The sequence below is a fragment of the Exiguobacterium sp. SH3S1 genome, assembly GCF_004337105.1.
In the GTDB taxonomy this organism is placed as follows: Bacteria; Bacillota; Bacilli; order Exiguobacteriales; family Exiguobacteriaceae; genus Exiguobacterium; species Exiguobacterium aurantiacum_A.
The window spans coordinates 303,183-328,199 of the sequence record NZ_SJUW01000001.1 but is presented as its reverse complement, the minus strand read 5'-3'; the positions used below and the strand labels follow the sequence as shown (position 1 = coordinate 328,199).

General features: G+C 50.5%; 30 protein-coding genes. 22 read left to right on the top strand and 8 right to left on the bottom strand.

From position 1 onward, the window contains the following. Positions 1-2: 2 nt before the first annotated feature. Positions 3-527: a DsbA family protein gene (locus EVJ26_RS01700; protein WP_236633983.1), complete on the bottom strand. Its 525-nt coding sequence runs from the start codon at positions 525-527 to the stop codon at positions 3-5. Between the two features lie 333 nt (positions 528-860). Beyond that, positions 861-1,442: a CYTH domain-containing protein gene (locus tag EVJ26_RS01695; protein WP_201738309.1), complete on the bottom strand. Its 582-nt coding sequence runs from the start codon at positions 1,440-1,442 to the stop codon at positions 861-863. Positions 1,443-1,550: 108 nt separating this feature from the next. On the opposite strand from EVJ26_RS01695, the gene yjbM reads away from it, so the two are divergent. From yjbM to EVJ26_RS01680, 3 genes are read left to right on the top strand one after another with little or no spacing between them, the layout of a single operon-like run. Further along, positions 1,551-2,195 (top strand): GTP diphosphokinase, encoded by a 645-nt coding sequence (yjbM, locus tag EVJ26_RS01690; RefSeq protein WP_131457277.1) that lies wholly within the window; start codon positions 1,551-1,553, stop codon positions 2,193-2,195. A gap of 12 nt (positions 2,196-2,207) precedes the next feature. Then, entirely contained in the window at positions 2,208-3,005 is a 798-nt protein-coding gene (locus tag EVJ26_RS01685; protein WP_070327624.1) for an NAD kinase, read from the top strand. Between the two features lie 3 nt (positions 3,006-3,008). Beyond that, complete coding sequence (locus EVJ26_RS01680; protein WP_131457275.1) at positions 3,009-3,878, top strand: RluA family pseudouridine synthase; 870 nt, start codon at positions 3,009-3,011, stop codon at positions 3,876-3,878. Between the two features lie 41 nt (positions 3,879-3,919). On the opposite strand, the gene EVJ26_RS01675 is transcribed toward EVJ26_RS01680, so the two are convergent. Beyond that, positions 3,920-5,086, bottom strand: a complete 1,167-nt coding sequence (locus EVJ26_RS01675) for an FtsW/RodA/SpoVE family cell cycle protein (protein ID WP_070327622.1) — start codon at positions 5,084-5,086, stop codon at positions 3,920-3,922. Positions 5,087-5,235: 149 nt separating this feature from the next. On the opposite strand from EVJ26_RS01675, the gene fabI reads away from it, so the two are divergent. Both fabI and EVJ26_RS01665 read left to right on the top strand, forming a co-directional pair. Beyond that, entirely contained in the window at positions 5,236-6,009 is a 774-nt protein-coding gene (gene fabI, locus EVJ26_RS01670; protein WP_071399503.1) for an enoyl-ACP reductase FabI, read from the top strand. Between the two features lie 83 nt (positions 6,010-6,092). Continuing rightward, positions 6,093-6,281 carry a hypothetical protein gene (locus EVJ26_RS01665; protein ID WP_016510315.1) on the top strand — a complete coding sequence of 63 codons (189 nt, stop codon included), beginning with the start codon at positions 6,093-6,095 and terminating at the stop codon, positions 6,279-6,281. A gap of 2 nt (positions 6,282-6,283) precedes the next feature. Here EVJ26_RS01665 and EVJ26_RS01660 read toward each other — a convergent pair whose 3' ends face one another. After that, positions 6,284-6,793 (bottom strand): YjcG family protein, encoded by a 510-nt coding sequence (locus EVJ26_RS01660; RefSeq protein ID WP_071399504.1) that lies wholly within the window; start codon positions 6,791-6,793, stop codon positions 6,284-6,286. 174 nt (positions 6,794-6,967) lie between these two features. Between EVJ26_RS01660 and EVJ26_RS01655 the strand changes: the two genes are divergently transcribed. Genes EVJ26_RS01655 through EVJ26_RS01640 form a run of 4 tightly spaced genes read left to right on the top strand, consistent with a single transcriptional unit; the run spans position 6,968 to position 8,818 of the window. Continuing rightward, positions 6,968-7,513 carry a phosphatidylglycerophosphatase A family protein gene (locus EVJ26_RS01655; protein ID WP_131457381.1) on the top strand — a complete coding sequence of 182 codons (546 nt, stop codon included), beginning with the start codon at positions 6,968-6,970 and terminating at the stop codon, positions 7,511-7,513. Beyond that, on the top strand, positions 7,513-8,097 hold the full coding sequence (locus EVJ26_RS01650; RefSeq protein ID WP_131457273.1) for a phosphatase PAP2 family protein: 585 nt from the start codon (positions 7,513-7,515) through the stop codon (positions 8,095-8,097). Before EVJ26_RS01655 ends, EVJ26_RS01650 begins: the two co-directional genes overlap by 1 nt. Further along, positions 8,094-8,627, top strand: a complete 534-nt coding sequence (locus EVJ26_RS01645) for a hypothetical protein (RefSeq protein WP_131457271.1) — start codon at positions 8,094-8,096, stop codon at positions 8,625-8,627. The genes EVJ26_RS01650 and EVJ26_RS01645 overlap by 4 nt, the downstream gene beginning before the upstream one ends. Continuing rightward, a complete protein-coding gene (locus tag EVJ26_RS01640; protein WP_131457269.1) occupies positions 8,624-8,818 on the top strand; it encodes a hypothetical protein in 195 nt (64 codons plus the stop codon). Before EVJ26_RS01645 ends, EVJ26_RS01640 begins: the two co-directional genes overlap by 4 nt. Positions 8,819-8,831: 13 nt before the next feature. Here EVJ26_RS01640 and EVJ26_RS01635 read toward each other — a convergent pair whose 3' ends face one another. Together EVJ26_RS01635 and EVJ26_RS01630 are read right to left on the bottom strand one after the other, a co-directional pair. Continuing rightward, positions 8,832-9,119, bottom strand: a complete 288-nt coding sequence (locus EVJ26_RS01635) for a hypothetical protein (RefSeq protein ID WP_070327615.1) — start codon at positions 9,117-9,119, stop codon at positions 8,832-8,834. A 272-nt stretch (positions 9,120-9,391) separates the two neighbouring features. Then, positions 9,392-10,123, bottom strand: coding sequence for a hypothetical protein (locus EVJ26_RS01630; RefSeq protein ID WP_070327614.1), 732 nt, complete (start codon positions 10,121-10,123; stop codon positions 9,392-9,394). 151 nt (positions 10,124-10,274) lie between these two features. Here EVJ26_RS01630 and EVJ26_RS01625 point away from each other — a divergent pair, with 151 nt between their 5' ends. The 7 genes from EVJ26_RS01625 (at position 10,275) to nadE (ending at position 15,850) form a co-directional block, all read left to right on the top strand. Continuing rightward, the gene (locus EVJ26_RS01625; RefSeq protein WP_131457267.1) at positions 10,275-10,841 is read left to right on the top strand and encodes a GNAT family N-acetyltransferase; all 567 of its coding nucleotides are present in this window, start codon (positions 10,275-10,277) and stop codon (positions 10,839-10,841) included. Positions 10,842-10,843: 2 nt separating this feature from the next. Beyond that, positions 10,844-12,115 (top strand): alpha/beta fold hydrolase, encoded by a 1,272-nt coding sequence (locus EVJ26_RS01620; protein ID WP_161567597.1) that lies wholly within the window; start codon positions 10,844-10,846, stop codon positions 12,113-12,115. A gap of 67 nt (positions 12,116-12,182) precedes the next feature. Next, a complete protein-coding gene (locus tag EVJ26_RS01615) occupies positions 12,183-12,422 on the top strand; it encodes a hypothetical protein (RefSeq protein WP_070327611.1) in 240 nt (79 codons plus the stop codon). Positions 12,423-12,492: 70 nt separating this feature from the next. Next, positions 12,493-13,584, top strand: a complete 1,092-nt coding sequence (locus EVJ26_RS01610; RefSeq protein ID WP_201738308.1) for a virulence factor — start codon at positions 12,493-12,495, stop codon at positions 13,582-13,584. A gap of 240 nt (positions 13,585-13,824) precedes the next feature. After that, positions 13,825-14,019, top strand: a complete 195-nt coding sequence (locus EVJ26_RS01605; protein WP_131457261.1) for a hypothetical protein — start codon at positions 13,825-13,827, stop codon at positions 14,017-14,019. A 101-nt stretch (positions 14,020-14,120) separates the two neighbouring features. Then, on the top strand, positions 14,121-14,918 hold the full coding sequence (locus tag EVJ26_RS01600; RefSeq protein WP_236635476.1) for a BsuPI-related putative proteinase inhibitor: 798 nt from the start codon (positions 14,121-14,123) through the stop codon (positions 14,916-14,918). A gap of 116 nt (positions 14,919-15,034) precedes the next feature. Then, positions 15,035-15,850 carry an ammonia-dependent NAD(+) synthetase gene (gene nadE / locus EVJ26_RS01595; protein ID WP_131457259.1) on the top strand — a complete coding sequence of 272 codons (816 nt, stop codon included), beginning with the start codon at positions 15,035-15,037 and terminating at the stop codon, positions 15,848-15,850. A 460-nt stretch (positions 15,851-16,310) separates the two neighbouring features. On the opposite strand, the gene EVJ26_RS01590 is transcribed toward nadE, so the two are convergent. Next, positions 16,311-16,700 carry a disulfide bond formation protein B gene (locus tag EVJ26_RS01590; RefSeq protein ID WP_131469627.1) on the bottom strand — a complete coding sequence of 130 codons (390 nt, stop codon included), beginning with the start codon at positions 16,698-16,700 and terminating at the stop codon, positions 16,311-16,313. 110 nt (positions 16,701-16,810) lie between these two features. Between EVJ26_RS01590 and EVJ26_RS01585 the strand changes: the two genes are divergently transcribed. The 5 genes from EVJ26_RS01585 (at position 16,811) to EVJ26_RS01565 (ending at position 22,280) form a co-directional block, all read left to right on the top strand. Next, complete coding sequence (locus tag EVJ26_RS01585; RefSeq protein ID WP_070327606.1) at positions 16,811-17,689, top strand: transcriptional regulator CcpC; 879 nt, start codon at positions 16,811-16,813, stop codon at positions 17,687-17,689. Continuing rightward, the gene (locus tag EVJ26_RS01580; protein ID WP_070327605.1) at positions 17,686-18,807 is read left to right on the top strand and encodes an N-acetyldiaminopimelate deacetylase; all 1,122 of its coding nucleotides are present in this window, start codon (positions 17,686-17,688) and stop codon (positions 18,805-18,807) included. Before EVJ26_RS01585 ends, EVJ26_RS01580 begins: the two co-directional genes overlap by 4 nt. Positions 18,808-19,074: 267 nt before the next feature. Further along, a complete protein-coding gene (locus tag EVJ26_RS01575; RefSeq protein ID WP_131457255.1) occupies positions 19,075-20,463 on the top strand; it encodes a cytochrome ubiquinol oxidase subunit I in 1,389 nt (462 codons plus the stop codon). 14 nt (positions 20,464-20,477) lie between these two features. Continuing rightward, a complete protein-coding gene (locus EVJ26_RS01570) occupies positions 20,478-21,509 on the top strand; it encodes a cytochrome d ubiquinol oxidase subunit II (protein ID WP_131457253.1) in 1,032 nt (343 codons plus the stop codon). 108 nt (positions 21,510-21,617) lie between these two features. Further along, on the top strand, positions 21,618-22,280 hold the full coding sequence (locus EVJ26_RS01565; RefSeq protein WP_131457251.1) for a potassium channel family protein: 663 nt from the start codon (positions 21,618-21,620) through the stop codon (positions 22,278-22,280). 29 nt (positions 22,281-22,309) lie between these two features. Here EVJ26_RS01565 and EVJ26_RS01560 read toward each other — a convergent pair whose 3' ends face one another. Next, positions 22,310-23,098, bottom strand: a complete 789-nt coding sequence (locus EVJ26_RS01560; RefSeq protein WP_201738307.1) for a Cof-type HAD-IIB family hydrolase — start codon at positions 23,096-23,098, stop codon at positions 22,310-22,312. Between the two features lie 208 nt (positions 23,099-23,306). Between EVJ26_RS01560 and rnjA the strand changes: the two genes are divergently transcribed. Further along, positions 23,307-24,974, top strand: coding sequence for a ribonuclease J1 (gene rnjA / locus EVJ26_RS01555; protein ID WP_070327600.1), 1,668 nt, complete (start codon positions 23,307-23,309; stop codon positions 24,972-24,974). Positions 24,975-25,017: the final 43 nt, after the last annotated feature.

The window sequence follows — 25,017 nt, the reverse complement described above, 5'->3', positions numbered from 1 at the left end:
GTTTATTTTTGTGTGGCCCATGCTTGACCGCTGCAGCCGGGGACAGGGCGGCAACGTTGCTGGAGCGACAGTTTTTTCAGTTCCCGTTCGATGATCGGCTTGTCGAGCTCTAAGATGAACGCGAGCTCAGTGATTGTCGAGGCGTCGTAGTGACGTAACACTTTTTCAACGTTCCAACCGGTTTGCCGATTCGGTACGTATCCGAGCAGTTCACTCATAACGGCTTGGTACACGTCGTAAGGATAGACGCCTTCGATTTTGAGCGCCTCGTCACGGGTGACGAACGTCATGGCAGGAAGTGATTCGATTTCCCAGTCTTTTAATATTTGATGGTCGACAGCGAGGGCGCTCAAGAGTTGATCCGACTGCATATCTGCCGCCAACTCATCGATATCGAGCCCGTATCCGGCGTAAGAGCGCGCAATCTCCCACAGGTCGGCATCGTTAGAAGCGTCCTTCGTAAAGGCGTCGTTAATATGAAGGTGACGCAAAAAACGCATCGCATGGCGTTTTCCTTGTAATTCCATAGCCTTGATCATCGTGAGAAGGCGAACCTCTTCCTGACATCCGCCAACACAACTAGGAACTGTCGAGACCATCCGAAAACGAATCAAGTGTCCGTATTCGAGCTCGAGTTTTTTAATGAGTGTCATCACGTGGAAACCGTCGGGATCAGAGATGTCCATGAAATAGAATAACTCTAATGGCTTATATGTTACTTGGATAGAAGATTCTTCCAGTGAACAGGATGACTCATTACATTGTTCAAGTTCCATTGTGTCGCCTCCTCTCGTAAACAAAATCAACTATATCGTATGCTCATTGTAGCAACGAAAAAAAAAGGTTGGCAACGTATCTGCTCAACCTTCACTCCGTCTCATCTTTTCTTCCATGAATCGGACGATTTTATTTTTGGCCGGACGTAACGGGATATTGTGGCTCGAGAGCAGCTGTTCAAACGCGATTCGGCCTGCCGTTTCGTCCGTCACTTCGAATTCTATTTCGTAATCACAAATCTCCAAATAATGACTTTCATCGAGCACGAGCAGACCGTCTGCCGTCTCGATTTCAGCACGCTTCGTCTCGAGCCGGCCCAAATGCTCGAGCGGTCCGGTCAAATTGAACGTGGCGAGGGCTTGTTTCATCTGTTCGTCGTGGACGATGCCGTACTTGAACAAATTTTCCGCCGCTTCTTCATTGATCGGTGCATGCGTCTCGAGCAGTCCGACATCGTGCGGTTGTTTGAGCGTCAAAACTTGACCGGTCTTCTTCTCACGGATGCGCAAGGCCGCGCCTTGGTTGCGCAGTTCAAACGTGGGTGTATCGAAATAATCGTTGGCTTGCCATTTGACTTGGTCGGATAACTGATACGATTCGAGCAACGTCTCATACTCATCTTTCGTCAGCATCGATTTAAACTCAATTTCCACTTCTTGGGTCATTCGTCATCGCTCCATTCTATGAACAATTGTTCGTTTATGATACCATACAATCGGATACATACGGAAAAATGCAAGGTTTTCCGAAACGAACGAAAGTGGTGACAGCATATGCAATCAGTGGACTGGGATCAATTTTTAGTGCCGTATCAAATTGCGGTCGATGAACTGAAAGTGAAGTTTAAAGCGATCCGTAAGCAATACAACTCGCAAAATGATCATTCTCCAATCGAGTTTGTTACCGGCAGGGTCAAGCCGGTCGGAAGCATCCTCGAGAAAGCGAAACGAAAACAGATCGCCTATGATCACTTGTCGACCGAGATGCAAGACATCGCCGGGCTTCGAATCATGTGTCAATTTGTGGATGATATCGTGCAGGTCCTCGAGCTGTTGCACCACCGGACCGACTTTAAAATCGTAGAGGAACGGAACTACATCACGAATCAAAAAAAATCGGGTTATCGATCGTATCACATCATCATCGAATACCCGGTCCAGACGATCCACGGGGAATTCCCGACGCTCGTCGAAGTCCAAGTCCGGACGCTCGCGATGAACTTTTGGGCGACAATCGAGCACTCGTTGAACTATAAATACGATGGCGACATGCCGCAAGAAGTCCAAGAACGGCTGCGCCGGGCCGCGGAGGCGGCGTTTTTGCTCGATGCTGAGATGAGTCAGCTCCGCGTCGAGATTCAAGATGCGCAGCAAGTGTTTCGTGATAAAGAAATGAACGTCCAAACGGACCAAGACTAGGGGGGTGAGTGTATGCAGTTTGCGATTGTGTCAAGGGGAGATGCGCGTTCCGCGGAAATCGCGCGTGAGTTGACAGACAAGTTGACCGAGGCGGGACATTCCGTCTCGGAACAACCTCGGATCGTCGTTTCGGTCGGTGGGGACGGGACGATGCTACAGGCGTTCCATGAATATGTCGACCGGCTAGACGACACGCTTCTCGTCGGCATCCATACGGGCCATCTCGGTTTTTACGCGGACTGGCAGCCGGACGAGCTCGATGAATTGACAGAGATGATCACGAGCGAATCGTTCGAACCGGTATCTTATCCGCTCGTCGAAGTGTTGATCGACTATGAGGACGGGACGACGGAGCGGCAGTTGGCGATGAACGAGTGTACGATTAAAAATTACAAGCGCACGCTCGTGTGTGACTTGTCGATCCGTGACGATTACTTTGAAACGTTCCGCGGAGACGGGCTTTGCATCTCGACACCGTCCGGCTCGACCGCCTATAATAAAGCGCTCGGCGGTGCGATCGTCCATCCATCGATCGAGGCGATCCAAGTGACCGAGATGGCGTCGATCAATAATCTCGTCTACCGGACGATCGGCTCACCACTGTTGTTGCCGAAGCACCACCAAGTCAAAATCAAACCGCACACGAAAACGGAGTTTGAGCTCGCGTTCGACCATCAGGAAGCACTGTCGTGGTCGAACGTCCAGTCGATCCGTTGCGCGGTCGCGAGAGAAAAAGTGACGTTCGCCCGGTTCCGCCCGTTCCCATTTTGGCGTCGGGTGCGCGAATCGTTCATCGAGGAAGGGAAGTAACATATGTACGGTTTTACATTACGTCGTGTCGCGGAGACGAACGTCCCGCTGCGCGATTTTTTGATGGGGGATTGTGGCATCTCACGCAAGATGTTGACGCAAGTCAAACACGGTGGCCTCATCTTAGTGAACGGGGAGCCGCGGACTGTTCGCTTTGATGTGTCGAGCGGCGATGAAGTGACGGTTCATTTTCCGCTTGAGCAGCCAGCGGAAACGATGGTCCGTTCGCGGCGTCCGCTCACGGTCATCTACGAGGACGACTATTTGCTCGCCGTCGATAAGCCGGCAGGCATCGCGACGATCCCGTCTCGGCTTCATCCTGACGACACGCTTGCGAACGCTGTGCTCGGTTACTATGAACGAATTGGATTGCACTCGGCGATTCATGTGATCAATCGGCTCGACCGGGATACGTCTGGTGTCGTCTTGTTCGCTAAATATGCGTACGTGCACCATCGCTTCAGCGAACTTCAAAAGCGAGGTGGTTTGTCCCGGACGTATATCGCCCTCGTCGAAGGATTGGTCGAACGACAGACGATTGATGCGCCGATTGGTCGGGCCGAACACTCGATCATGGAACGCGTCGTCACAGACGACGGGCAACGAGCCGTCACACACGTCCGTCACGTCGAGTCGCAAGGTGACTATGCGGCGTTGACGATTCAACTCGAGACCGGACGGACCCATCAGATACGCGTCCACATGCGCCACATCGGTCATCCGTTACTCGGGGATACCATGTATGGCGGACGTCCCGTGCTCGCCCGTCACGCGCTTCACAGCTCGTCTGCCGCGTTCGATCATCCGTTGACAGGGAAGAGTATTGTAATCGAAGCGGCTTACCCCGACGACTTTCAACTTGAACACGAGTGAACAAAACATAGCCCCGCGCTCAAATGAGTGCGGGGCTGTTTTCAATCGTCGTCAAACATATACGTTTTTGATTTTGAGGCGACGTTCATGACGAGCCCGATGGCAATCATGTTCATGATGATCCCGGTACCCCCGTAACTGATGAATGGCAAGGTTAGGCCGGTGATCGGGAGGACACCGATTGTCATTCCGATATTTTGGAAGATCTGGAACGTGAACATGGCGATGACGGCGGTCACGATGTAACTTCCGAACGGACTGCTCGCTTCGAGCGCGATATGAATCATCCGGTACAAGAACAAGAAGAAGACGATAATCACGATTGCTGCACCGATAAAACCATAATGCTCAGCGATGACGGCGAAAATAAAATCGGTCTGCGACTCTGGTAGATAGACTAAACCTTGACCATAGCCAGTTCCGAACATTTGACCAGAACCGATGGCTTGAAGCGATTTGATCAACTGGAACGCTAAATCGTCAGAGTACTCATATGGGTAAATCCATGCTTGGAAACGATTCAAGGCGTGGCCCGGAACGAAGCTTTGAAGCACCTCGAAATGCGAGAAAAACAAGTACATGAACCCACCGATTGTCACGGCGGCAGCGCTAAATAGGCCGAGCAACCATTTCCAACCGATCCCTGACACGATGATGATGGCACCGAGCATCGTGATTAAAACAAGCCCGGTCCCTAAGTCTGGTTGCGTGACAATCAGCCCAAGAGGTGGGATGGCGAGTAATACTAGTTTCATTAACAGCCACGCATCCTGTTGAGACGAACCGTAACGTTTATTGTGGTCGTAGACGATTGTGGCCATGGAAATAAGTAAAAACAACTTCATAAATTCAGCTGGTTGAAAACTGAAACCAGGCACATTGTACCATCCATACGCCCCATTAATATTTGGAACGAGTGTGGTATCCCGGAGCGGAATTAAGCCAACTAAAAGCAATAAACCAAAGGAATAGAGATACCAATGAATTTTTCGCAACTGCTCGTATTCGATTGTCATGATGGCAAACATGGCAACGAATCCGATGATGTAACGGATTCCTTGATCGAAGGCGAAGTTAATATGTTGTAAACGAGTTGGCAACATCGGTTGTGCCGTGTAGATGGCACCAAGGCTGATGACCATCAAGAAAAAGACGATTGTCAGAAGTGTCGTGTCTAAACTTTTTAAATAAGATTGAATGTGGTTCATGATGAAGTCGTCTCACCCTTTCTATACGTAGTTTATCTTACCGTAACTATAAAAAATCGCAATACGTTACGAGGCGGTTGACAAAACAGACACCATTCTGTAATCTGATAACAGATGTTATAACCAGGTACTAAAAAGGGGAGTTCACAATGTCAATTTATCCAACGTTAACGAACAAGACGTACGTCGTCATGGGGATTGCCAATAAACGCTCGATCGCTTGGGCGATCGCGAAAACGCTCGACGCGGCAGGAGCGAAGCTCGTGCTCACTTATGCGTCTGAACGTTTCAAGTCAGGTCTCGAATCACTCGCTGCTGAATTGAGCCAAGAAGCACTGTTGCTTGAGTGTGATGTGACGAACGATGAAGCGATCGACACGACGTTCCGTTCGATCCATGAGCAAGTCGGTCTGATTCAGGGGATTGCGCATTCAATCGCTTTCGCGGATAAAGAAGCGTTGCGCGGTGAATTCTCGGAGATGACGCGCGGTCAGTTCGCACAAGCGCTCGATATTTCGGCGTACAGTTTGACGGCGGTCGTCAAGGCGGCAAAACCTTACTTCGCAGAGAACGCTTCGGTCATCACGCTCACGTATCTCGGAGGGGAACGGGTCGTACCGAACTATAACTTGATGGGTGTCGCTAAGGCCGCGCTCGATTCGAGCGTCAAATATTTGGCGAACGAATACGGCCCGCAAGGCGTGCAAGTCAACGCGATTTCGGCTGGACCGATTCGGACGTTGTCGGCGAAAGGTGTCGGCGACTTTAACAGCATCTTGTCTGAACTCGAGCAAAAGGCACCACTGCGCCGGAACGTCTCGGCCGAAGAAGTGGCCTCGACCGGTCTGTTCTTGTTATCGGGTATGGGGAGTGGCATCACGGGAGAAGTCATCCACGTCGACAGCGGCTACCATATTTTATAAGTTTGGGAAAGGGCGCGTAAATGCGCTCTTTTTGTATTATAGCGTAACCGTTTGGGGTAAGGACTTGTGAGGGAGGGAAGATCATGGGTCCTTATCAGATTGATTTTACGGTCGTCCAATATGGGAATCGCCAGGTCCAACCGACAGAACGGGCGAACATCGAACCGGTCACTCGCATCCAGCGGGTCCAACGGATTATTCCGCGTCAAGAAGAATGGTTAGAAGCTGAACAAGAAAAAAGCCCCGGTCGTTTCGTCGACCGGAGCGTATAATATTAACCTCGGAACCGGAACGTCTCATAGACGTTCCATGTTTCGTTTTCGAGCTCATACATGACGGCCATACGGTTGATTGTCTCTTCAAAATGGACTTGTTCCATCCGCATCCGTTCGAGCACATCGAACAGCTCGGCGTCGGTCAAATCTTGTCCGATCGTGATATGCGGGAGGAACTCGTACTTCGGAGGCTGATCGAGTGCACCTTCGTGTAAGCGAGTTTGTAGCGCTTCGAGTTCGCGCGTCGGTAACACTTTTAAGTAAAGGACGTTGTTCGTCGGCGCGAACGAGCGGGCACCGTCGATCTTCAACTGAATCGGCTTCGTCGTTTCAGCGATTTGTTGTAAATACTCGAGCACTTTTGGTAACTCGGCTTCGTCGACTTCGGTACGTTCTTTGATCGTCACGTGTGGCGAAATCAAAGCGTACTTCGTATCGTAACGTTTTCGATACGAGTTGGCGAAGTCTTGAACTTGTTTTGATGGAAATAAGACTACCCCAATCTTCATTCCAGTTCCCCCTTTATGAATGGTCTACTAGTTTATGATGACCGATTTATCGAATGAAGTCAAAGTGGGCTTAGTGTTTTTTTTCAAGTTTTCAGTATAATAGAGAATGAGTACTTCGAGACATGCTTTTCTCGAGATGAAGGGATGTGACGCGGGTAATTGCCCGCAACAATTATGAAACAAGTACCACACTCACGAGACGTAACAGAGGCTGCACGGGCCCGTTTGATTGAACGGGGCGTATCGATCGAATCGATCGCAGAGATCGTTTACCAAATGCAGGCGCCCTATTCACCACACTTATCATTAAAAGACTGCATCGAGTCGGTTGAGGCCGTCCTTGAGAAACGCGAACTCCAACACGCGATTCTCGTCGGTTCAGAGCTCGATATGTTAGCCGAAAAAGGGCAGTTGTCAGAACCGCTCCTTTCAATCGTCGCTTCAGATGAAGGTTTATTCGGCGTCGATGAGACGATCGCGATCGGGGCCGTCAACACGTACGGATCGATTGCCGTCACGACGTTCGGTTACTTAGATAAAGCGAAGATCGGGATCATCAAGCAGCTCGATACGAAGATGGACGACGGTCAAGTTCATACGTTCATGGACGACCTTGTCGGTGCGATCGCGGCTAACGCATCGGGCCGTCTCGCGCACCGGTTGCGCGACATGAACGATTTCGGTGAAGACGAGATGCGTGGACGCAAAGGATTATATTGATGCATCGCGCAAAAGCAATGACAATCGCCGGGACGCTTGGCTTCGCCATCGTCTCGGTGATTGTCATTTTAGGTGGGGCGGTTTCGCTCGACGGGTTCGTCTATCGGACTGTCGCGCCGTTGTCTGGCCCGCTGTTTGTCTATGTGACGGAACTCGGCAGCGTGAAGGTGTTGATCGCCCTTGCCTTTGTCGGCATGCTTTATTGGTTATGGCGCGGGGACAAACTTGAAGCGTTCCGGTTACCGCTCGTCGTCATCGGGACGTTAGTTGTGACTCAACTATTGAAGCGAGTGTACGGGATCGACCGGCCGCTCATCGATGCCGCTCTCGATGCGACGACGTATAGTTTTCCGAGCGGGCACGCCTCGGGTTCGCTCGCCTTGTACGGTTTGCTCGCTTTTAGTTTATACCGGCGAAAGTACTCGCCCGTTTGGGTCGCGGTGCTCGTCGTGCTACTCGTAGCCGTCTCGTTCAGTCGGGTCATTTTAAACGTTCACTATTTCAGTGACGTCATGGGCGGATGGCTCGTCGCGTTCACGGTGATTGCCGGATCAGAATGGATTATAGGGAGGAAGAATCGTTGATACTCGTGTCTGAAGTTGAAAGTTGGTTGTTTATGGGAAGGGATCAAGCGGACGCGGCGAGTTCGCCGACGATATTGGTCGAAAAAGATGCGACTGGCGCGAAGTCATTTGCGTCGATGCGGACGTTGTTTCAATTGAAGAAATGGACGGGACAACGCCGTTTCGTTCCGCTCCTATCATGTGATGAAACGGGCTATCGCGCCTATGAGGTGTTTCATGTCGACGCGAAGCCACCGTTCGCGCTGCTCGAGCACGGACGTGTTCTGTTGAAAGATAATGAGATGGACGCGGCCTATGCAGCGGCTCTTGCGAACGAGGGAACAATGTCTGCGGATGAAGTGATCACGTTTGCTTCCGACTACATCGAAGCAGCACTCGGTGAACCGGTCGTGCTCGCAATCAATCGAGAGATTCCGTCGCATGCACACGTGCCGATGGAACTGTTCGTACCGGGCGACGCGATTCAAACGGGTGAGTACTTATTTGCCTGGGCGAACGAAGCACAGAAGGAAAGGAATGAAGCAAAATGAACGAGTGGGAACAAAAGGTCAAAGCGTTACTCGACGGCTCAATCGATGAGTTGCTCGTACCGAAAGACGACTTTTTGACAGTACGGTCACTGTTGATCGAGAAAGAGTGGTTGTTCCAAGTCGTGGGCGCCGCCAAACATGGGGGCGTCACCATCTATCGGAGAAATGAACAAAGCGCGCCCTCCTCATGAGGACGCGCTTTTATTAAGCGTTTGAAGCCAATTTGATTTTTTGTCGTTTTAATTTGTGGAGTAGCCATGCATATAGCACTTCACAAGAATGGTGAGGAAGGGTCAGTTCCACGAGTGGGCGCGACTGACCGAATATAGTGAAGCGCGAATGGTCCTCGTCGAGCATCGAGACTTGAATATCGGTCGCTTCTTGAAGCGAAATCCGCTGCTCGCCGGCAATTGCGTCTTTTAATTTCAGCATGTTTCCATTCGTCGCAAACTTGGTGAACGAAGAGATTCCCTGTACTTTCAGTTGTTCCATTTCGTAGATCTATCCATCGACAGATGAATAGATTTTCACCTCGCTTTCTCTATATTGCCTTCCGTCCCTCCAGAAGGTTATTCCTAGTATACCGTCCTGTCGTTAAAAGAAAAGACTTAATTTAACGAAAAATTAAGACAATTTGTTATCAATTTTTAAAAATAACGATAAAGTCGTTGGACAAAGCGATTTGGAACGAAATAAAGACGAGCGCAATAGCAAAAAAGAGCCTGAATTGTACAGGCTCTTTTGACTTTCATACACGTATGAACTTAAAATCGTTCGATTTCCCATGTTCGGCGGCGATAGGTCAATTGCCCTTTTAAGGCGATCGATTCTTTTTTGGCGTCAAAGTCTTCTTCAAGCACAGACATGTCCTCGTATCGTCCGGCGACGTAAAACGAGATGGCGACTTGTCGATTGAACAGACTGCGTTTCGTGTGGTCGAAATCGATAATCAGCCCTTGTGGGGATAAAGCCACGATTTCATCGATGACAGGCAGCGGGATCGGGACGAAGCTGATATTACGGATATCACGATCGAGTTTACTTTGAAGCACGCTTTGCAAGAACTGATTGATCGTCGACCAGTCTTTTATGTAGAGGCTACTGTGACGATCGTTCGACTCGTTGAAATAAGCGATCTCATTTTGAATCGAGTTGAGGAACGGCGCTTTCAGCCCTCGTTCCATGTGGCTCAAAAACAATATTTCCGCAATCTCATGGTCTGATAATGACTCGAGTAAATTATAGTCGGGAAAATCGATGGCGGTGAAACTCGTCTGGTTATTCAAATATTTCGTCGAGAACGTTGAGAGTTCGTGTGCCTCGATATAGCGAAACCTCGTCCGGGATGATTGTCTCATCCCTTTAATGTCTGTTCGACAGATGATCATCGGTCGGGCGAGTGATAACGCTTCGACGACATCCGTCAGTGTCACCCCATGAAGGGTAAAACGTTGTAGTTCCCGGTCTTGTTTAATGTAGAACAACTGTTTTGACATATTAATCCCCTCAGTTCGAAGTCACTACAATTTGATTTTAGCAAATCCGTCCCGAGTGTGCCATGTTGGAGCGGTCGAGATGATTGAGATGATGGTTTTTGAGGAAAACTAGGTATAATTAGAGAAAAGGTAGAAGAAAGGCGGGTTCAGCATGTGGGGGTTGAAGAAGAGTTTTCCAGAGCTCGCTACAGATCGCTTTATCCTGAGAGAACTCGAGCCTAGGGACGCACGGGCACTCTACGTGATTCTCTCGACCGAGGAAGTCATGCGCTATTACGGATCGGATCCGTTGCTTGCCGTATATGAGGCGAAGAACGTCATCGCCTATTTTAAAGATCAATTCCAACAAGGGAAAGCGATTCGATGGGCGATTTGTGACCGTGTGACCGATGAACTCGTCGGGACGATCGGCTTTCATAACTGGACGCCTCAATACTTCAGGGCTGAAATCGGATTTGAAGTCGCGCCTAGTTATTGGCGCAGAGGTGTCGCCTTTGAAGCGGCGACAGCCGTCATCGGGTATGGGTTCGACGAGTTCAAGTTTCACCGGATCTCGGCGCTCGTCGCGCCAGAGAACGATGGGTCAAATCGGTTGGTGCGAAAGCTCGGCTTCACCGAGGAAGGCTTGCTACACGACTACGCTTACAGTCACGGCCGTTTTATGGACTTGACGATGTACCGTCTACTAAAAGACGAATGGTCACAGAGAGGGAGATGACGATGAGACAAGTTGTATTGCTTCACGGCCTATGTGGGTCACCGGATTATTTTGACGAGCTCGTCCCGATGCTTGAAGCGGATGTGTACGCGTTGACGCTTCCGGGACATGATGGCACCGAATCGGGTCCCGAGACGATCGATCAATTCGCGGATTGGGTGATCAAAGAGATTCGTTTGCGCGAGCTCGATCGTCCGGTCGTACTGGGACATTCGTTCGGCGGATACATCACGACGAACCTTGTTCGACGCTATCCGGATGAATTATCGGGCTTCGGGTTGATTCATTCGACGGCCGGCGCGGATTCGGATCAAGCGAAGGCGAAACGAAACGCCGCGATTGAGAAAGTGATCGAAGAAGGTGTCCATCCGTTCATCGACGAGATGATCCCAGGCGTGTTCGCCCCGGATTCTGATCAGACACTCATCGAACGTGCGAAACGAATCGGCTTCAAGATGTCGAAAGAAGGAATCATTTCAGCTCAAGAAGCGATTCGGGACCGGAATGACGAGACAGGAACGGTGCGCGAGACGAACCTGCCCGGATTGTTTATTTACGGCTCGAAAGACCCGAACATGGACGCGGAACGAGCTTTCATAGGGGCGGAGCGTCATACAAAACAGACGGTGCAAGCCAGTCATATGGGGATGATGGAGGCGCCTGAAACCGAAGCGCAACTCATTAACGCTTGGCTCGACGCGGAAGTGCGCTCGGTGCATAAGTTCAAGCTGATCGCCGTATCAGGAAGTTTGCGTAAAGCATCGTTCAATACGGCGCTACTTCATTCGATCATCGAACTCGGTCGTGATCGGTTTGACGTGGAGGTCGCATCCATCGAATTGCCGCTCTATAATGACGACTTGATCGACCCGGATGAACCGGACGTCGTTGTCGCGTTCAAGCAAGTGGTTAGAGAAGCGGACGGTCTGCTCGTTGTTACCCCCGAATACAATCACAGCATACCCGGCGTCTTAAAGAATGCGATCGACTGGCTATCACTCGAACCGGGAACGCCGCTTCGTGATAAACCGGTCTTGATTGCCGGTGCCTCGCCAGGCATGCTCGGGACGGTAAGATGCCAAGTCCACCTCCGACAAGTATTTGCCACAAATCGGGCAAACGTTTTACCAGGAAACGAAATCTTTATCACGCATTGCAAAGAGAAGATTGGTGCTAAAGGACTTGAACATGAACCGTCAATCCAACAAATTGATAGAGTGTTATCTGAGTATTATAATTGGATTGATTTTTGGAAGCGTAACGCAAAAAAATAACTTGAAGTCACGACCTTTGTCTGATAGAAATGAATTGTGAAAACAAACACAAAGGGAGCGACAACACATGGAAACGTATATCGAACTGTACAACGGCGGCGAGTTAGGGGACCAGGCAGTCATCAATGACGGGATGACGTTCGGCCGGGTCACGATTGTGGAATTATTTTATCAGACGAACCACATCTTCGGTTACGTGAAAGCTGACGGGGAGAAACGCTTCTTCCTAGAACCGATTGCTGGAGATGACACGTTCGACGTCGAAGGAGAGCGCTATTCCCTCCAACAGTTCATCGCCCTATTTTGATGTTCACGACGCAAGCGACTCGCTTGCGTTTTTTTGTTGTTTTCGTCACGATTGGTGTGAGGTGATGAAGATGAAACTTGTGGCAATTGAACCAACGCCAAGTCCGAACAATTTAAAGATCATTGTCGAACCGGCTTTTTCTGGCCGCGGGATCACATATGACAAGGCGAGTCAAGACGTCCCGGAGACGATCCGAGACATCATCGCACTACGAGGCGTCAAATCGGTATACGCCGTCTCTGATTTTTTAGCGGTCGAACGGCATCCGAAACACGATTGGCACGACGTCATGAACGACATCCGTCGTGCGTTCGGCGAAGACGTCGCTGAAGGAGAAGCGAGCCAGTTGACGGCAGACTATGAGCCGGTCCACGTATCAGTCCAGTTCGTATTAGACGTCCCGATGCAGTTGAAACTCGTCAAAGGTGACGAGGAGAAACGGGTCGGTTTGTCTAAACGTTTTGTCGACGCAGCGATGCAAGTGCAGCAGCAAGTGAAAAATGTCATTCAAGATCGCCGCTGGGTCGAACAAGCGCCTCGCTACGGAGAGCTTGAAGACGTGAGCGGCGTCGCCCAAGAAGAACTTGAAGCGGCCTATCCAGAAGATCGCGTTGCTCGGATTGTCGCCCGTGCTTTCGGGCGCGAAGCGGATTACGAGGCCAACGTGTCGCAACTCCAGTCGGAAGACTGGAAAGCGCGGATGGCATTCTTGGATGAACTGCAAATCGAACCGGAGAACATGAATTACTTCCGCCGGGCACTCGAGGACAAGGTGATGGCGATCCGTCGTCAAGCAGTCGTCATGATTGGTATGTTTGAAGAAAATCGGGAGGATTACGTCACCTATATCGAGCAGGCACTCGTCGATCCGTCACCGATTGTGAGACGGACCGCGGGGGACACCGTCTCTGATTGGGCGTTGTCAAAATCTCAGCCATCGATGATCGAGGCGCTCAAAGATAAAAGTAAGCTTGTCCGCTGGCGGGCCGCCCGTTTCCTATTTGACTGTGGGGACGAGCAATCGGTGCCGGCACTTACAATCGCCGAACAAGACCGTGAATTCGAAGTCGCCCTTCAGGCAAGGCTCGCCAAAGAGCGAATTACGAGCGGAGAAACGGCACTCGGAACGGTATGGCAACAAATCTCGAACCGTTCGAAATAAACCATTCGACAAGCCAAGTTTGTTCAAATTTACAGTTATAGGAAGTGAGAGGAGTTCGCTTGGCGAATTGCCTCTCTTTTTCGTTTGTCCTTACATAATTCAACCAATCGGTTAACAATCGGTGCCAGTTATTCGACAGACATGTCGAGCTCGGGGCGGGACTGTCGAACGATAAGACGTTTTTATTTGAATAACGTTGGTACACTGAATATATCTTATATGGACAAAGGAGCCACACTCATGATTCTTTTTGCAGAAACAACTGAACTCGTAGCTTACAAAGAAGTGGTCGATGGCACGATCACCGTCACTTTTGAGACGATTCATAGTGAGACGTTCTCAATCTCTGCACAAGTTCGTTCTGACATCGACGTCGCTGACTCGTTGTTCGTGACCGGTTGGCAGCAATACGTGGAAAACCTACAAGTTTCTTAAAAAAGGTAAATAATATAGGGAAATCCATTACAAACGTCTGCACGAACGTATACACTAGTGCTATAGACGTTTTTTTTATTTTGTTGAGGAGAGTGGAATACGTGAAAAAAACTTGGTTGCTAGTCGTGGTCGCTACGATGATGCTCGTGGTGGCGGCGTGTGGTAAAGAAGAAGCAACTCCGAGCGATGTGGACGGGAACTCGTCGGCAGCTCCAGCTTTATTGACGCTTGAGACGGACGCGAGCTACAATGCCGATTTAAAACAATTATCGGCGACGGTTTCGATGACGAACCCGAATGAAGGACCGGTCAAGGTGACCTTCAATTCATCGCAACGTTTTCAGTTGACGGTCATGAACGGAGAAACGACCGTTTTTGATTATGGCAGCGAATATATGTTCACTGAATCAATTATCGAAGAGACGTGGGAACCGGGTGAGACGAAAGTGTTTGACGAAGTGTTCCCGCTCACACTCGAGAGCGGAGAGTATACGGTTGATTTCGTCAGCCTCGCTCAAGTCGAAGGTGCACCAGAGATGGCGGCCACCGATCAAAAGACGTTATCAGTTGAAGCGGTAGAGGCGCCGCCTGCGGAAGAGTCTTCTGAAGAACCAACGGATGAGTCGAGCGAGCAACCGGCCCAGACGGACGGTGCGTTCAGCGATGTCTCGATTAAGAGAAACGGGAATTTGATTGAAGTGGCTGGGTACACGAACGTCGAGGAGTTCGAATGGAGTGTCTCGGACGGGCACAACGTGTTTGCGCAAGGGGCGTCGCAACCGACGGCCGGCGGCTTCACGTTCGGCGTGTTATTAGACGAGGAACCGACATCAGGGCAGTCGCTCTTCCTAGAGATGACACCGATCGGCGGAGACGTCGCATCGTTCCGCATTCAATAAGCGTTAGACGGAAACTCACGTTTCCGTCTTTTTTTTGGTAATCAAACGTATTGACGACAAAACCAGATTGTCAGACAATAAGGCAAACCGACTTACAAACAAGGAGGAAACGAAAGATGCAACAACACATCATCGAATCGACTCATGTGAAATCGCACATCGATCCAGTTCAAGAAGTCCGCCGACGAATCGACTTTTTAAAAACGTACGTCAAACGTGTGGGGGCGAAAGGACTCGTCCTCGGCATTTCAGGTGGACAAGACTCGACACTCGCGGGCAAGTTATGCCAACATGCGATGGAAGAGTTGCGGGCTGAGACCGGCGGCGACTATACGTTTTATGCGGTCCGCCTCCCATACGGCGAACAACATGATGAAGACGACGCCAAGCGGTCACTCGATTTCATCCGGCCTGACAAGACGTTCACCGTCAACATCAAGCCGGCCGTCGATGCTTCGGTCGAGGCGTTCAAACAAGCGACGACGCTCGAACTCGGCGATTTCCATAAAGGAAACACGAAAGCGCGTGAACGGATGAAAGTCCAATATGACATCGCAGCGACGTTCGGGGCGCTTGTCGTCGGGACTGATCATGCGGCAGAGTATGTAACTGGATTTTATACGAAGCACGGGGACGGGGCAGCCGATTTGACGCCGCTTACGGGACTGAGCAAGCGACAAGGGAAAGCGTTGCTCCATGAGCTCGAAGCGCACGAGAGTCTGATTTATAAAGTGCCGACGGCTGACCTCGAGGACGACAAACCGGGTCTTCCCGATGAAGTCGCACTGGGGATGACGTATGACCAACTCGACGATTATTTAGAAGGGAAAGCCGTCGACCCGGCTATCGCCGAGCGGATCGAGACGATCTTTAAACGGTCGCGCCATAAGCACCATATGCCGGCGTCGCTCTATGACGAGTGGTGGCAATGAGCTAATTGAACTACCCCCACCTACGCTTTGCTTAGAGGTGAAGGATTCCTGAGTTATCCGACCTATCAGCCGGAACCTAATCAGGCTAACCCCGTCGTCCCGACGGTTGAAAGTTGATCTTGTCCGTTTCTTTAGTGCGGATGCCTACTTTGCTTGGTTTTCGCTAATTCGGTCATCCGCTAGGTGAACGTTGAAGATTTTACGTGACAGACGAACTTCCTGCCACAACCCTATATCTTCAGTTTTCAAGGAACGTGACACTTATTTTTTTACCTGATTTCAGGAAGTTCAAACACGATGTCGAACCATTGATGTATCGAAAGACACGCCTGGTTCGAAGGCGATTCATCTCCCACTTTCACTAGGGCTTCGCCCGCGTCGTTTAGAAGTGGGAGTATTCTCGCCTAATTTTGATAAAGAGGAGACGCGGTCGTATTTCGACCATGTCTCCTCTTTCCATTCAACGAGCAGTACGTTTTGGAACGAATTGAATGACTAAAATCAGCGTGAACGCGATGAAGCTCAAGAGCGGGATCGTGACGAACCCGAAGTAGTTCACCCAACGGATGAGACAGTCGTTGCTGCAAAACGCGTCCCCGTTCGGAATCCGTTCGAGCACGACGTGGTATAGGCTGATCAGCCAGCCGGCACCGGCCATCAGTCCGATGAAGAGACGGTTGACCTCACGGTTCGTCAACATGATGGTCAAGTAATAAATCGCGAGCGGGTACATGAATATGCGCTGAAACCAGCACAGCTTGCAGGGCAGATAAAGCATGACTTCGGAGAAGTACAAACTTCCGAGCGTCGCGACGGTCGCGACAATAAAGGCAAAATGATGACGTTGCATACGATTTCCTCCTGACGACTCAAAAATTGCGAATGAACATGATATGATACAGGTTAGCAACAATGAATTTAGTATACAGTCTTAGAAACGATATAGAAACAGGTGACGTCATGCAAGTATCAGAAGTGGAAGTGTTGATCGTCCTCGCCGAAGAGTTGAATATGAGAAAAGCCGCCGAGCGGTTGTTCGTCTCCCAACCGGCTTTAAGCCAACGCCTCGTCACGATCGAGCATCAGTGGGGCAAGAAGATTTTCGTCCGCTCGACGCGAGGCCTCGCCCTCACCCCGGACGGTGAGAAAATCATCGACTTCGCGAAAAAGATGTATAGCGAAGAGCAAGAACTTCGGGGAGAGTTGACGGCCAAGCAAGGCGAAGTGTATGGGACGCTCAAAATCGCGGTCGCCTCGATCATGGGACAGTATTGGTTGCCCCGCGTCTTGAAACGATTCATGGAACGGTATCCGTCCGTCCGGGTCAAGCTCGTGACAGGATGGTCGAGCGAGATGATGCGCTATATGCTCGAAGAGAGTTTCCATATCGGGATCATTCGCGGTAATCCGGACTGGCGCGGAGAAAAGATGAAACTGTTCTCAGATTCACTTCACCTCGTTGATATGCGGATGACCGATTTAAAGCAGTTGAAAAATAACGAGCGCTCGTTCATTCAGTTTAAAAGTGACTCGACCTATTATCAAGAAATCCTTGAATGGTGGCAAGAGCGGTTCTCGAGTCCTCCGCTCACAACGCTCGTCGTCGATCAAATCGAGACGTGCAAACAGATGGCGCTGCATGGGATTGGTTTTGCCATCTTGCCGGAGTCGACGATTCGCGATGTCGAGGCGATCAATAAGATCCCGCTCACGTCGTCGAACGGGACACCGCTCGTGCGTGACACGTGGATGTTGTCGACCGACTCGATGCTCGAGCTCGCGCAAGTGAAAGCGTTTTGGGAAATCGTTGAAGAAGTGACAAAGGAGAGTGTGGAATGAGTTGGGCCATAGAAGCTAGAAGACAGTTACATTTGATTCCAGAACCGGGTTACAAAGAGTTTAAAACACAAGCGACGCTTGAGGAGTTGATTCGTTCGTTTAACTCGTCACGGGTCCATATCTCGCATTGGCGCACCGGACTGTTCGTGCGTGTCGACGGTCTTGTCGGCGACAAGACGATCGGGTATCGGGCCGATATGGACGGATTGCCGATCACGGAAGAGACGGGACTTGAGTTCGCCTCGGTCCATGAAGGCATGATGCATGCCTGTGGCCATGATGTCCATATGGCAATCGCGCTCGGCTTGATCAAACGCGCGATCGAAGAGCCGCTCGATCATCATCTCGTCGTCTTCTTCCAACCGGCCGAAGAAGGGCCGGGCGGTGCGGAACCGATGGCGATGTCGGAGTTGTTCTATCATTTCCGTCCTGACGCGATGTTCGGTCTCCACGTGGCGCCGGAATATCCGGTCGGCACGATTGCCTCACGGCCGGGCGTCTTGTTCGCGAGTGCACGTGAGCTCCACCTCACGATTCACGGCAAGGGTGGTCACGGCGCTTTCCCGCATGCCGGGATTGACGCTGTCATCGTTCAGGCGGCACTGATCATGCAGCTGCAGACGATCATCTCTCGCAACATCGACCCGATGGGGAGCGCCGTGATCAGTATCGGTAAAGTCGCTGCCGGCACGAAAGAGAACATCATCGCCGAGACGGCCAAGCTCGATGGGACGATCCGGGCCCTGTCGGATAAAGAAATGGTCGTCCTTGAGCGCCGGATCCGTCAAGTCATCGCCGGTGTCGAGATGACGTATAACGTCCATATCGACCTCGAGTTCGGCAACCGGTACCATGAAGTAGTGAACGACGAACGGTATTTGTTCCAGTTCGAGGAAGCGGTCGAAGACGTCGGCTATTCGTATAAGACGTGCGTCCCGGCCATGACCGGTGAGGATTTCGGCTATATGTTGAAACAAGTGCCGGGGTTCATGGTGTGGCTTGGGGTGAACGACATGGGTTCAGGTCTTCATCAAGCGACGCTCAATCCGGATGAGCGGGCGATCGATGTCGCGGTCGAACTGTTCGACCATTTCTTTAGAACGGTCATTGTGAAGTGAACGAAGCGGACGCGTTGCGGTTCGCTTTTTTTATTGGAATGTGTTGAATTGTGCTTCCGATGTGAGGAAAAAGGGAAATTATTATGATTGTAAAGCGTCGATATTGTTAAGCTTGTTCAAATGTGAACATTTTGCGAACTCAAGCATTGAGACATTACAGCGCTATATAAAATCATTATGATAGGGTTATCCAAAGGAAATCATCTGTGATGTTTCGTTTCACGCATCGGTGTGAAGCGCTAGAGAGAGATAGGAGGTAATCAATAGATGTTTCAAGATCCGGTCCTGATGAGTCGGGCGTTAACGGCACTCACGTTAGGCTTTCATGTGATTTTTGCCACAATCGGCGTCGGGGTTCCACTTTTAATTTTATTGGCAGAGTTTTTAGGTATTAAAAAGAAAGATCCGAAATACATCTTGATGGCTCGTCGGTGGTCGCGGGGCTATGTCGTGACCGTCGCGGTCGGTGTCGTCACCGGTACAGCCATCGGGCTGCAGTTATCACTGCTTTGGCCAAACTTGATGCGCGTCGCCGGTCAGACGATCGCGCTGCCGTTGTTCATGGAAACGTTCGCGTTCTTCTTTGAAGCGATCTTCCTCGGCATTTATTTGTACACGTGGGATCGTTTTAAAAACCCATGGCACCATATGCTGATCGGGATTCCAGTCGCCGTTGGTGCACTGTTCTCAGGTTTCTTCATTACGACAGTCAACAGCTTTATGAACCAACCTGTCGGATTTGACATCGTCGATGGAAAACTTGCGAACGTGAGTCCGCTCGATGCGATGTTCAGCCCGGCGATGCCGACGAAGATGGCGCACGTATTAACGTCTGCCATTTTGACATCGGCGTTCATCTTAGCGGCGATTGCGGCCGTGCAGTTATTGCGCCAACGTCGTAACCAGCTCGACAAATTGTCAGTCGAGTATCACAAAAAAGGTCTTCGTTTAACGATGACCGTCGCGCTCATCTTTGCGATTGCGACTGCGCTCGTCGGGGACTTCTCAGGTAAGTACTTGGCGAAGTATCAGCCGGATAAGTTGGCGGCGGCAGAGTGGCATTTTGACACCTCCTCCGAAGCCGAACTCATCTTGGGCGGATGGCTCGAAGACGATGGTGAAGGTGGTTACGAAGTACGCGGGGCCATTAAAATCCCTTATGCGTTGTCAATCTTAGCGGGCGGTGTCCCAAACTATGAAGTGACGGGTCTTAATGAATTTGCGAAAGAGGACCAACCGCCACTGTTCATCCACTATCTGTTTGATGCAATGGTCGGAATCGGGATGCTTCTTGCGCTTATCTCATTCCTGTTCGTCCTCGGACGCTATATTAAGCGATTGCCTCAATTCAGCAAACCGATGCTGATCGCGATTGCGGCGGGAGGCCCTCTCGCCATGATGGCAATCGAGTTCGGGTGGTTCTTCGCCGAGTTTGGCCGTCAGCCATGGGCGCTCTATGATTTGATGCGCACGAGTGAGGCAGCGACAACGTCGGCTAACGTAGGTTGGATGCTCATCGCCTTCGCGATCCTATATGCGGTTCTTGGCGTGGTCACAGTGCTCGTCTTGACACGTCTGTTCAAGGACAACCCAGTCGGGAAAGAACTAAAACAATCGGAACATCGCGGCGAAGCGATGTTTGCGGATGAAGTGTGATCGGAGGATATGACATGCAAATTCAAGAATTAGGGATTGCCGTATTATGGACGTTTTTATACGGCTATCTCATCGTTGCATCGATTGATTTCGGTGCCGGCTTCTTCGCTTTCTATAGTAAGTACACGAAGCGAGACCAAAAAATCAATCGCCTGATTCAACGGTATTTGTCGCCGACATGGGAAGTGACGAACGTCTTCTTCGTCTTCTTCTTCGTCGGAATCGTCGGGTTCTTCCCGGATACGGCTTACTATTATGGAACGGCCTTGTTAGTACCGGCCTCTGTCGTGTTGATTTTGCTCGCGATTCGCGGAAGTTTTTATGCGTTCGCGAACTACGGTTCGAAAGAGAGTACGTTTTACGTGTTCTTGTATGGTGCGACAGGTCTATTGATTCCGGCAGCGATGTCGACCGTGCTCACGGTCAGTCAAGGCGGATTCATTAACGAGACAGAGTCGGGTGTGTTCTTTAACGGATTGAAGTTGTTCACAAACTTTTACTCGTGGACAGTCGTGATCCTCGCGATCGTGTCGGTGCTCTATATTAGTGCGATGTTCCTCTTGTTCTATGCGGACAAGGCACGTGATGTCGAAGCAGTCGGCCTCGTGCGTAAGTGGGCGCTCTTCTGGAGTGTTCCGACGATCCTCGCTTCGGGACTCGTCTTCTTCGGCTTAAAGTCGCAGGCGGCATGGCATTATGAAAACATTTTGGCGGGTAACTGGTGGTGGTTCGCCGCGAGTTTCGTCTTCTTCATCATTGCCGTATCGTTCGTCTACTTGAAACGCAACTACGGACTCGCTTTCTTAATGGTCATGGGTCAGTTCTTCATGGCGTGGTTCGGATATGGCTATACGCATTTGCCGTATATCCTCTATCCGTATATCGACATTAACGGAAGTGTCGTCAACGAGTCGATGGCGATCGCGCTCGTCATCGTGTTCATTCTAGGATTGCTCTTACTCGTACCGGCGTTGTATTTATTGCTTCGTCTGTTCTTGTTCGACAATGACTATGTGCGTGGAAAACGTTCAAGCGGTAAAGCATAAGACCGGGATTTCCCGGTCTTTTTTTGTATAGTTTTTTTAGGGCGAATCGGTTACACTGTACGAAGAATCGGGAACAGAACCAGCTGTAGGGAAAGGGATGTTTTGAATATGACAGGTGAATTTGCAGTCATCGGCTTAGGTCGGTTTGGTGGGTCGATCGTGCGGGAGCTGTCGTCGAACGGATATGACGTGCTCGCCATCGACGTGGATGAAGAACGCGTCAATGAGTTCATGGGTCTAGCCACGCACGCGGTCATCGCCGACACGACCGATGAGAACGTCTTAAAGAGTCTTGGGATTCGTAACTTCGAACATGTGATCGTGGCAATCGGAGAAAACATTCAAGCCTCGATTTTGACGACGTTGATTTTGAAAGAGCTCGGTGTCCAAATCATCACGGTGAAAGCGACGAACGACTACCACGAAAAAGTCCTACGTCGAATCGGTGCGGATAACATCGTCCACCCGGAACGCGATATGGGCGTCCGGATCGCCAACGGATTGATGAGCCAAAGTATTTTGGATTACCTTGAACTTTCAAATGAACATTCGATTGTCGAGATCAAGGCTTCTGAAAAACTATCGAATAAATCACTGATTGATTTGGACCTTCGTGCCAAATACGGAGTCAACATCGTCGCCATCCGTCGTGGTGACGACGTCTTGATTTCCCCTCAAGCCGACGAGATGATCCTGCCGGAAGATATTTTGATCATCATCGGAAAAGATACCGACCTCGACCGGCTCGAACGCTCGCTTCGGTCAAGATAAAAACGAGAGGCGCGCGCCTCTCGTTGTTTTTAGATTAATTTCATTTTTCTTAGTCCATACTCGATACCGTCTTCAAGAATCGATTTCGTCACAAAGTCGGCCGCTTCTTTTGCCTCGGCTCGTCCGTTGCCCATCGCGATGCCTGTACCGACGTATCGGAGCATCGCCAAGTCGTTCAACGCGTCACCGAAGGCGTATGTGTTCTCGAGGCGATAGCCGTTCGTCTCGATGAAGTGGCGAATGCCGTCCGCCTTGCTCGCCCCGCGATTGATGACGTCCATCGCATGCGGGTGCCAGCGGATAAAATCGAATTCGCTGTAAGCGTCGAGATAACGATGCTCTTCTTCAGGCGTGCAGTAGAGCAACGTCTGATAGACGTCCTGTTCAATGTGGAAGTTTGGCGCGTACGTCGGGATCGGTATATCGAGTTCACCGAGCGACTGTTCGACGACGTGGTCGTTCGGTTTCGTCGCGCCGCCACGGTCTTGTCCGAGATAGACGAGTGTGTGGTCGTTCGTACCCGCATGGTCCGTCAAACGGCTGAGCGCATGAGTCGGTAGCGTGTTCCGATAGACGATTTCCCCACGGTGGACGACGATTTGGCCGTTGTAGCACACCATGCTCTCGATTCCAAGTTGCTGCGGGATGTCTGAGAGCATCGCCGGGCCTCGTCCCGTCGCGATGAACGTCTCGACTCCGTTCGCACGAAGTTGTTCGATCGCCGCAATCGTCGAAGGCGGAATATACGTCCCTTCGTGGAGAAGTGTGCCGTCAATGTCAAAAAAGACTACTTTTTTATCTTCCATTCGAATCACCATGCTTTCTCTGTCTTGTTTAGGGTATGTCTATACAAAAAAGCATACCACGAAATCAAGAAACAGCCCTCAATCTGACGTCATTAGTGAAATTTTGTCACAATATGAGCTATAATGAAGAAAGAATCTTACGGAGACATAACTTTATCACGAGAATCACTTATGTATCACATAGATGAAAATCAACTAACTAGAAGTAAGGAGAGATTAAATGAAGTTTGTAAAGAACCATCAAACCGCTGTGTTCGCATTAGGCGGACTCGGAGAAATCGGGAAGAATACGTACGTCGCTCAATTTCAAGATGAGATCATTGTCATCGACGCCGGGATTATGTTCCCAGAGGATGACTTGCTTGGGATCGACTACGTCATTCCAGATTACTCATACTTGATCAAAAACAAAGAAAAAGTAAAAGGGGTGTTCATCACCCACGGTCACGAAGACCATATCGGTGGAATCCCGTTCTTGTTGAAACAAGTCAAACTGCCGATCTATGCGACAAAGCTCGCCCTCGGGTTGATCAAAGTGAAACTTGAGGAGCATGGCTTGCTTCGCGAGGCCGAATTGCATGAAATCGATGAGGATACGATCGTTAAGTTCAGAAAGACGAGTATCTCGTTCTTCCGGACGACTCACTCGATTCCGAACTCGCTCGGTGTCGTCGTCAAGACGCCACAAGGCAACATCGTCCATACCGGCGATTTTAAGTTCGACTTCACACCGGTCGGTGAGCCGGCTGATATCGCCAAAATGGCTGAGATCGGGAAAGAAGGCGTCCTTTGTCTCTTGTCAGACTCGACGAACGCAGAAATCGAAGGGTTCACGATGAGTGAAAAAGTCGTCGGCGGGACGATCAGTGAGACGTTCCGTAAAGCGGAAGGGCGCATCATCTTCGCGACGTTCGCCTCGAACATCTATCGTCTGCAACAAGTCATCGACTCTTGTGCTGAGACGGGCCGCCACTTGCTCATCTTCGGTCGCTCGATGGAAAAAGTCATGACGATCGGACAAGATCTCGGCTTCATCAACGTACCAAAAGGAATGATTATCGAGACGAACCAGATGCGCAACTTCCAACCACATGAAGTGGCGATTCTCTGTACAGGATCACAAGGTGAACCGATGGCTGCGCTCAGCCGGATTGCGAACGGGACACACCGTCAAGTTTCGATCATCCCTGGCGACACGGTCATCTTCTCATCGTCACCGATTCCAGGTAACGCCGTGTCGGTCGGTAAAACGATCAACCAACTATACAAAGCGGGCGCTGACGTTGTCTACGGTAAACTCACGAACATCCATACGTCAGGTCACGGATCGCAACAAGAGCAACTGCTCATGATCCGGTTGCTCAACCCGAAATTCTTCATGCCGATTCACGGAGAGTACCGCATGTTAGTGAAACATGCCGAGCTCGCGCAGTCGGTCGGGATCCCGAAAGAGAACACGTTCGTAATGGACAACGGCGAAGTGCTCGCCGTCGACGCCGATTCGGCTGCCATCACAGGCAAAATTTCGGCGAACGCCGTCTATGTTGACGGAAACGGCATCGGTGACATCGGCAATATCGTCTTACGTGACCGCCGCATCTTGTCAGAAGATGGACTTGTCGTCGTCGTCATCAGCATCGACGGCAAGACGCGAAAACTCGTCTCCGGACCCGACATCATCTCGCGCGGATTCGTGTACATGCGCGAATCGGGTAGCTTGATTCGTGACGGTGAGCGCTTGCTCAAGAAGACGGTCGAACAAGGATTGTCGAATAAGCAGATGAAGTGGTCAGAGATGAAACAACTCGTCTCGGATACACTCACACCATACTTGGCTCAAAAAACACGAAGACACCCAATGGTTCTTCCGATCATTATGGAAGTATGAACGAACGGGCTGTAGGTGACTACAGCCCGTTTTTTAGAGCATA

What these genes read in the sequence shown, in the direction of transcription:
- EVJ26_RS01700 (WP_236633983.1), bottom strand. Translation starts at nt 527, where the DNA reads ATGGAATTACAAGGAAAACGCCATGCGATGCGTTTTTTGCGTCACCTT.
- EVJ26_RS01695 (WP_201738309.1), bottom strand. Translation starts at nt 1,442, where the DNA reads ATGACCCAAGAAGTGGAAATTGAGTTTAAATCGATGCTGACGAAAGAT.
- yjbM (WP_131457277.1), top strand. Translation starts at nt 1,551, where the DNA reads ATGCAATCAGTGGACTGGGATCAATTTTTAGTGCCGTATCAAATTGCG.
- EVJ26_RS01685 (WP_070327624.1), top strand. Translation starts at nt 2,208, where the DNA reads ATGCAGTTTGCGATTGTGTCAAGGGGAGATGCGCGTTCCGCGGAAATC.
- EVJ26_RS01680 (WP_131457275.1), top strand. Translation starts at nt 3,009, where the DNA reads ATGTACGGTTTTACATTACGTCGTGTCGCGGAGACGAACGTCCCGCTG.
- EVJ26_RS01675 (WP_070327622.1), bottom strand. Translation starts at nt 5,086, where the DNA reads ATGAACCACATTCAATCTTATTTAAAAAGTTTAGACACGACACTTCTG.
- fabI (WP_071399503.1), top strand. Translation starts at nt 5,236, where the DNA reads ATGTCAATTTATCCAACGTTAACGAACAAGACGTACGTCGTCATGGGG.
- EVJ26_RS01665 (WP_016510315.1), top strand. Translation starts at nt 6,093, where the DNA reads ATGGGTCCTTATCAGATTGATTTTACGGTCGTCCAATATGGGAATCGC.
- EVJ26_RS01660 (WP_071399504.1), bottom strand. Translation starts at nt 6,793, where the DNA reads ATGAAGATTGGGGTAGTCTTATTTCCATCAAAACAAGTTCAAGACTTC.
- EVJ26_RS01655 (WP_131457381.1), top strand. Translation starts at nt 6,968, where the DNA reads ATGAAACAAGTACCACACTCACGAGACGTAACAGAGGCTGCACGGGCC.
- EVJ26_RS01650 (WP_131457273.1), top strand. Translation starts at nt 7,513, where the DNA reads ATGCATCGCGCAAAAGCAATGACAATCGCCGGGACGCTTGGCTTCGCC.
- EVJ26_RS01640 (WP_131457269.1), top strand. Translation starts at nt 8,624, where the DNA reads ATGAACGAGTGGGAACAAAAGGTCAAAGCGTTACTCGACGGCTCAATC.
- EVJ26_RS01635 (WP_070327615.1), bottom strand. Translation starts at nt 9,119, where the DNA reads ATGGAACAACTGAAAGTACAGGGAATCTCTTCGTTCACCAAGTTTGCG.
- EVJ26_RS01630 (WP_070327614.1), bottom strand. Translation starts at nt 10,123, where the DNA reads ATGTCAAAACAGTTGTTCTACATTAAACAAGACCGGGAACTACAACGT.
- EVJ26_RS01625 (WP_131457267.1), top strand. Translation starts at nt 10,275, where the DNA reads ATGTGGGGGTTGAAGAAGAGTTTTCCAGAGCTCGCTACAGATCGCTTT.
- EVJ26_RS01620 (WP_161567597.1), top strand. Translation starts at nt 10,844, where the DNA reads ATGAGACAAGTTGTATTGCTTCACGGCCTATGTGGGTCACCGGATTAT.
- EVJ26_RS01615 (WP_070327611.1), top strand. Translation starts at nt 12,183, where the DNA reads ATGGAAACGTATATCGAACTGTACAACGGCGGCGAGTTAGGGGACCAG.
- EVJ26_RS01610 (WP_201738308.1), top strand. Translation starts at nt 12,493, where the DNA reads ATGAAACTTGTGGCAATTGAACCAACGCCAAGTCCGAACAATTTAAAG.
- EVJ26_RS01605 (WP_131457261.1), top strand. Translation starts at nt 13,825, where the DNA reads ATGATTCTTTTTGCAGAAACAACTGAACTCGTAGCTTACAAAGAAGTG.
- nadE (WP_131457259.1), top strand. Translation starts at nt 15,035, where the DNA reads ATGCAACAACACATCATCGAATCGACTCATGTGAAATCGCACATCGAT.
- EVJ26_RS01590 (WP_131469627.1), bottom strand. Translation starts at nt 16,700, where the DNA reads ATGCAACGTCATCATTTTGCCTTTATTGTCGCGACCGTCGCGACGCTC.
- EVJ26_RS01585 (WP_070327606.1), top strand. Translation starts at nt 16,811, where the DNA reads ATGCAAGTATCAGAAGTGGAAGTGTTGATCGTCCTCGCCGAAGAGTTG.
- EVJ26_RS01580 (WP_070327605.1), top strand. Translation starts at nt 17,686, where the DNA reads ATGAGTTGGGCCATAGAAGCTAGAAGACAGTTACATTTGATTCCAGAA.
- EVJ26_RS01575 (WP_131457255.1), top strand. Translation starts at nt 19,075, where the DNA reads ATGTTTCAAGATCCGGTCCTGATGAGTCGGGCGTTAACGGCACTCACG.
- EVJ26_RS01570 (WP_131457253.1), top strand. Translation starts at nt 20,478, where the DNA reads ATGCAAATTCAAGAATTAGGGATTGCCGTATTATGGACGTTTTTATAC.
- EVJ26_RS01565 (WP_131457251.1), top strand. Translation starts at nt 21,618, where the DNA reads ATGACAGGTGAATTTGCAGTCATCGGCTTAGGTCGGTTTGGTGGGTCG.
- EVJ26_RS01560 (WP_201738307.1), bottom strand. Translation starts at nt 23,098, where the DNA reads ATGGTGATTCGAATGGAAGATAAAAAAGTAGTCTTTTTTGACATTGAC.
- rnjA (WP_070327600.1), top strand. Translation starts at nt 23,307, where the DNA reads ATGAAGTTTGTAAAGAACCATCAAACCGCTGTGTTCGCATTAGGCGGA.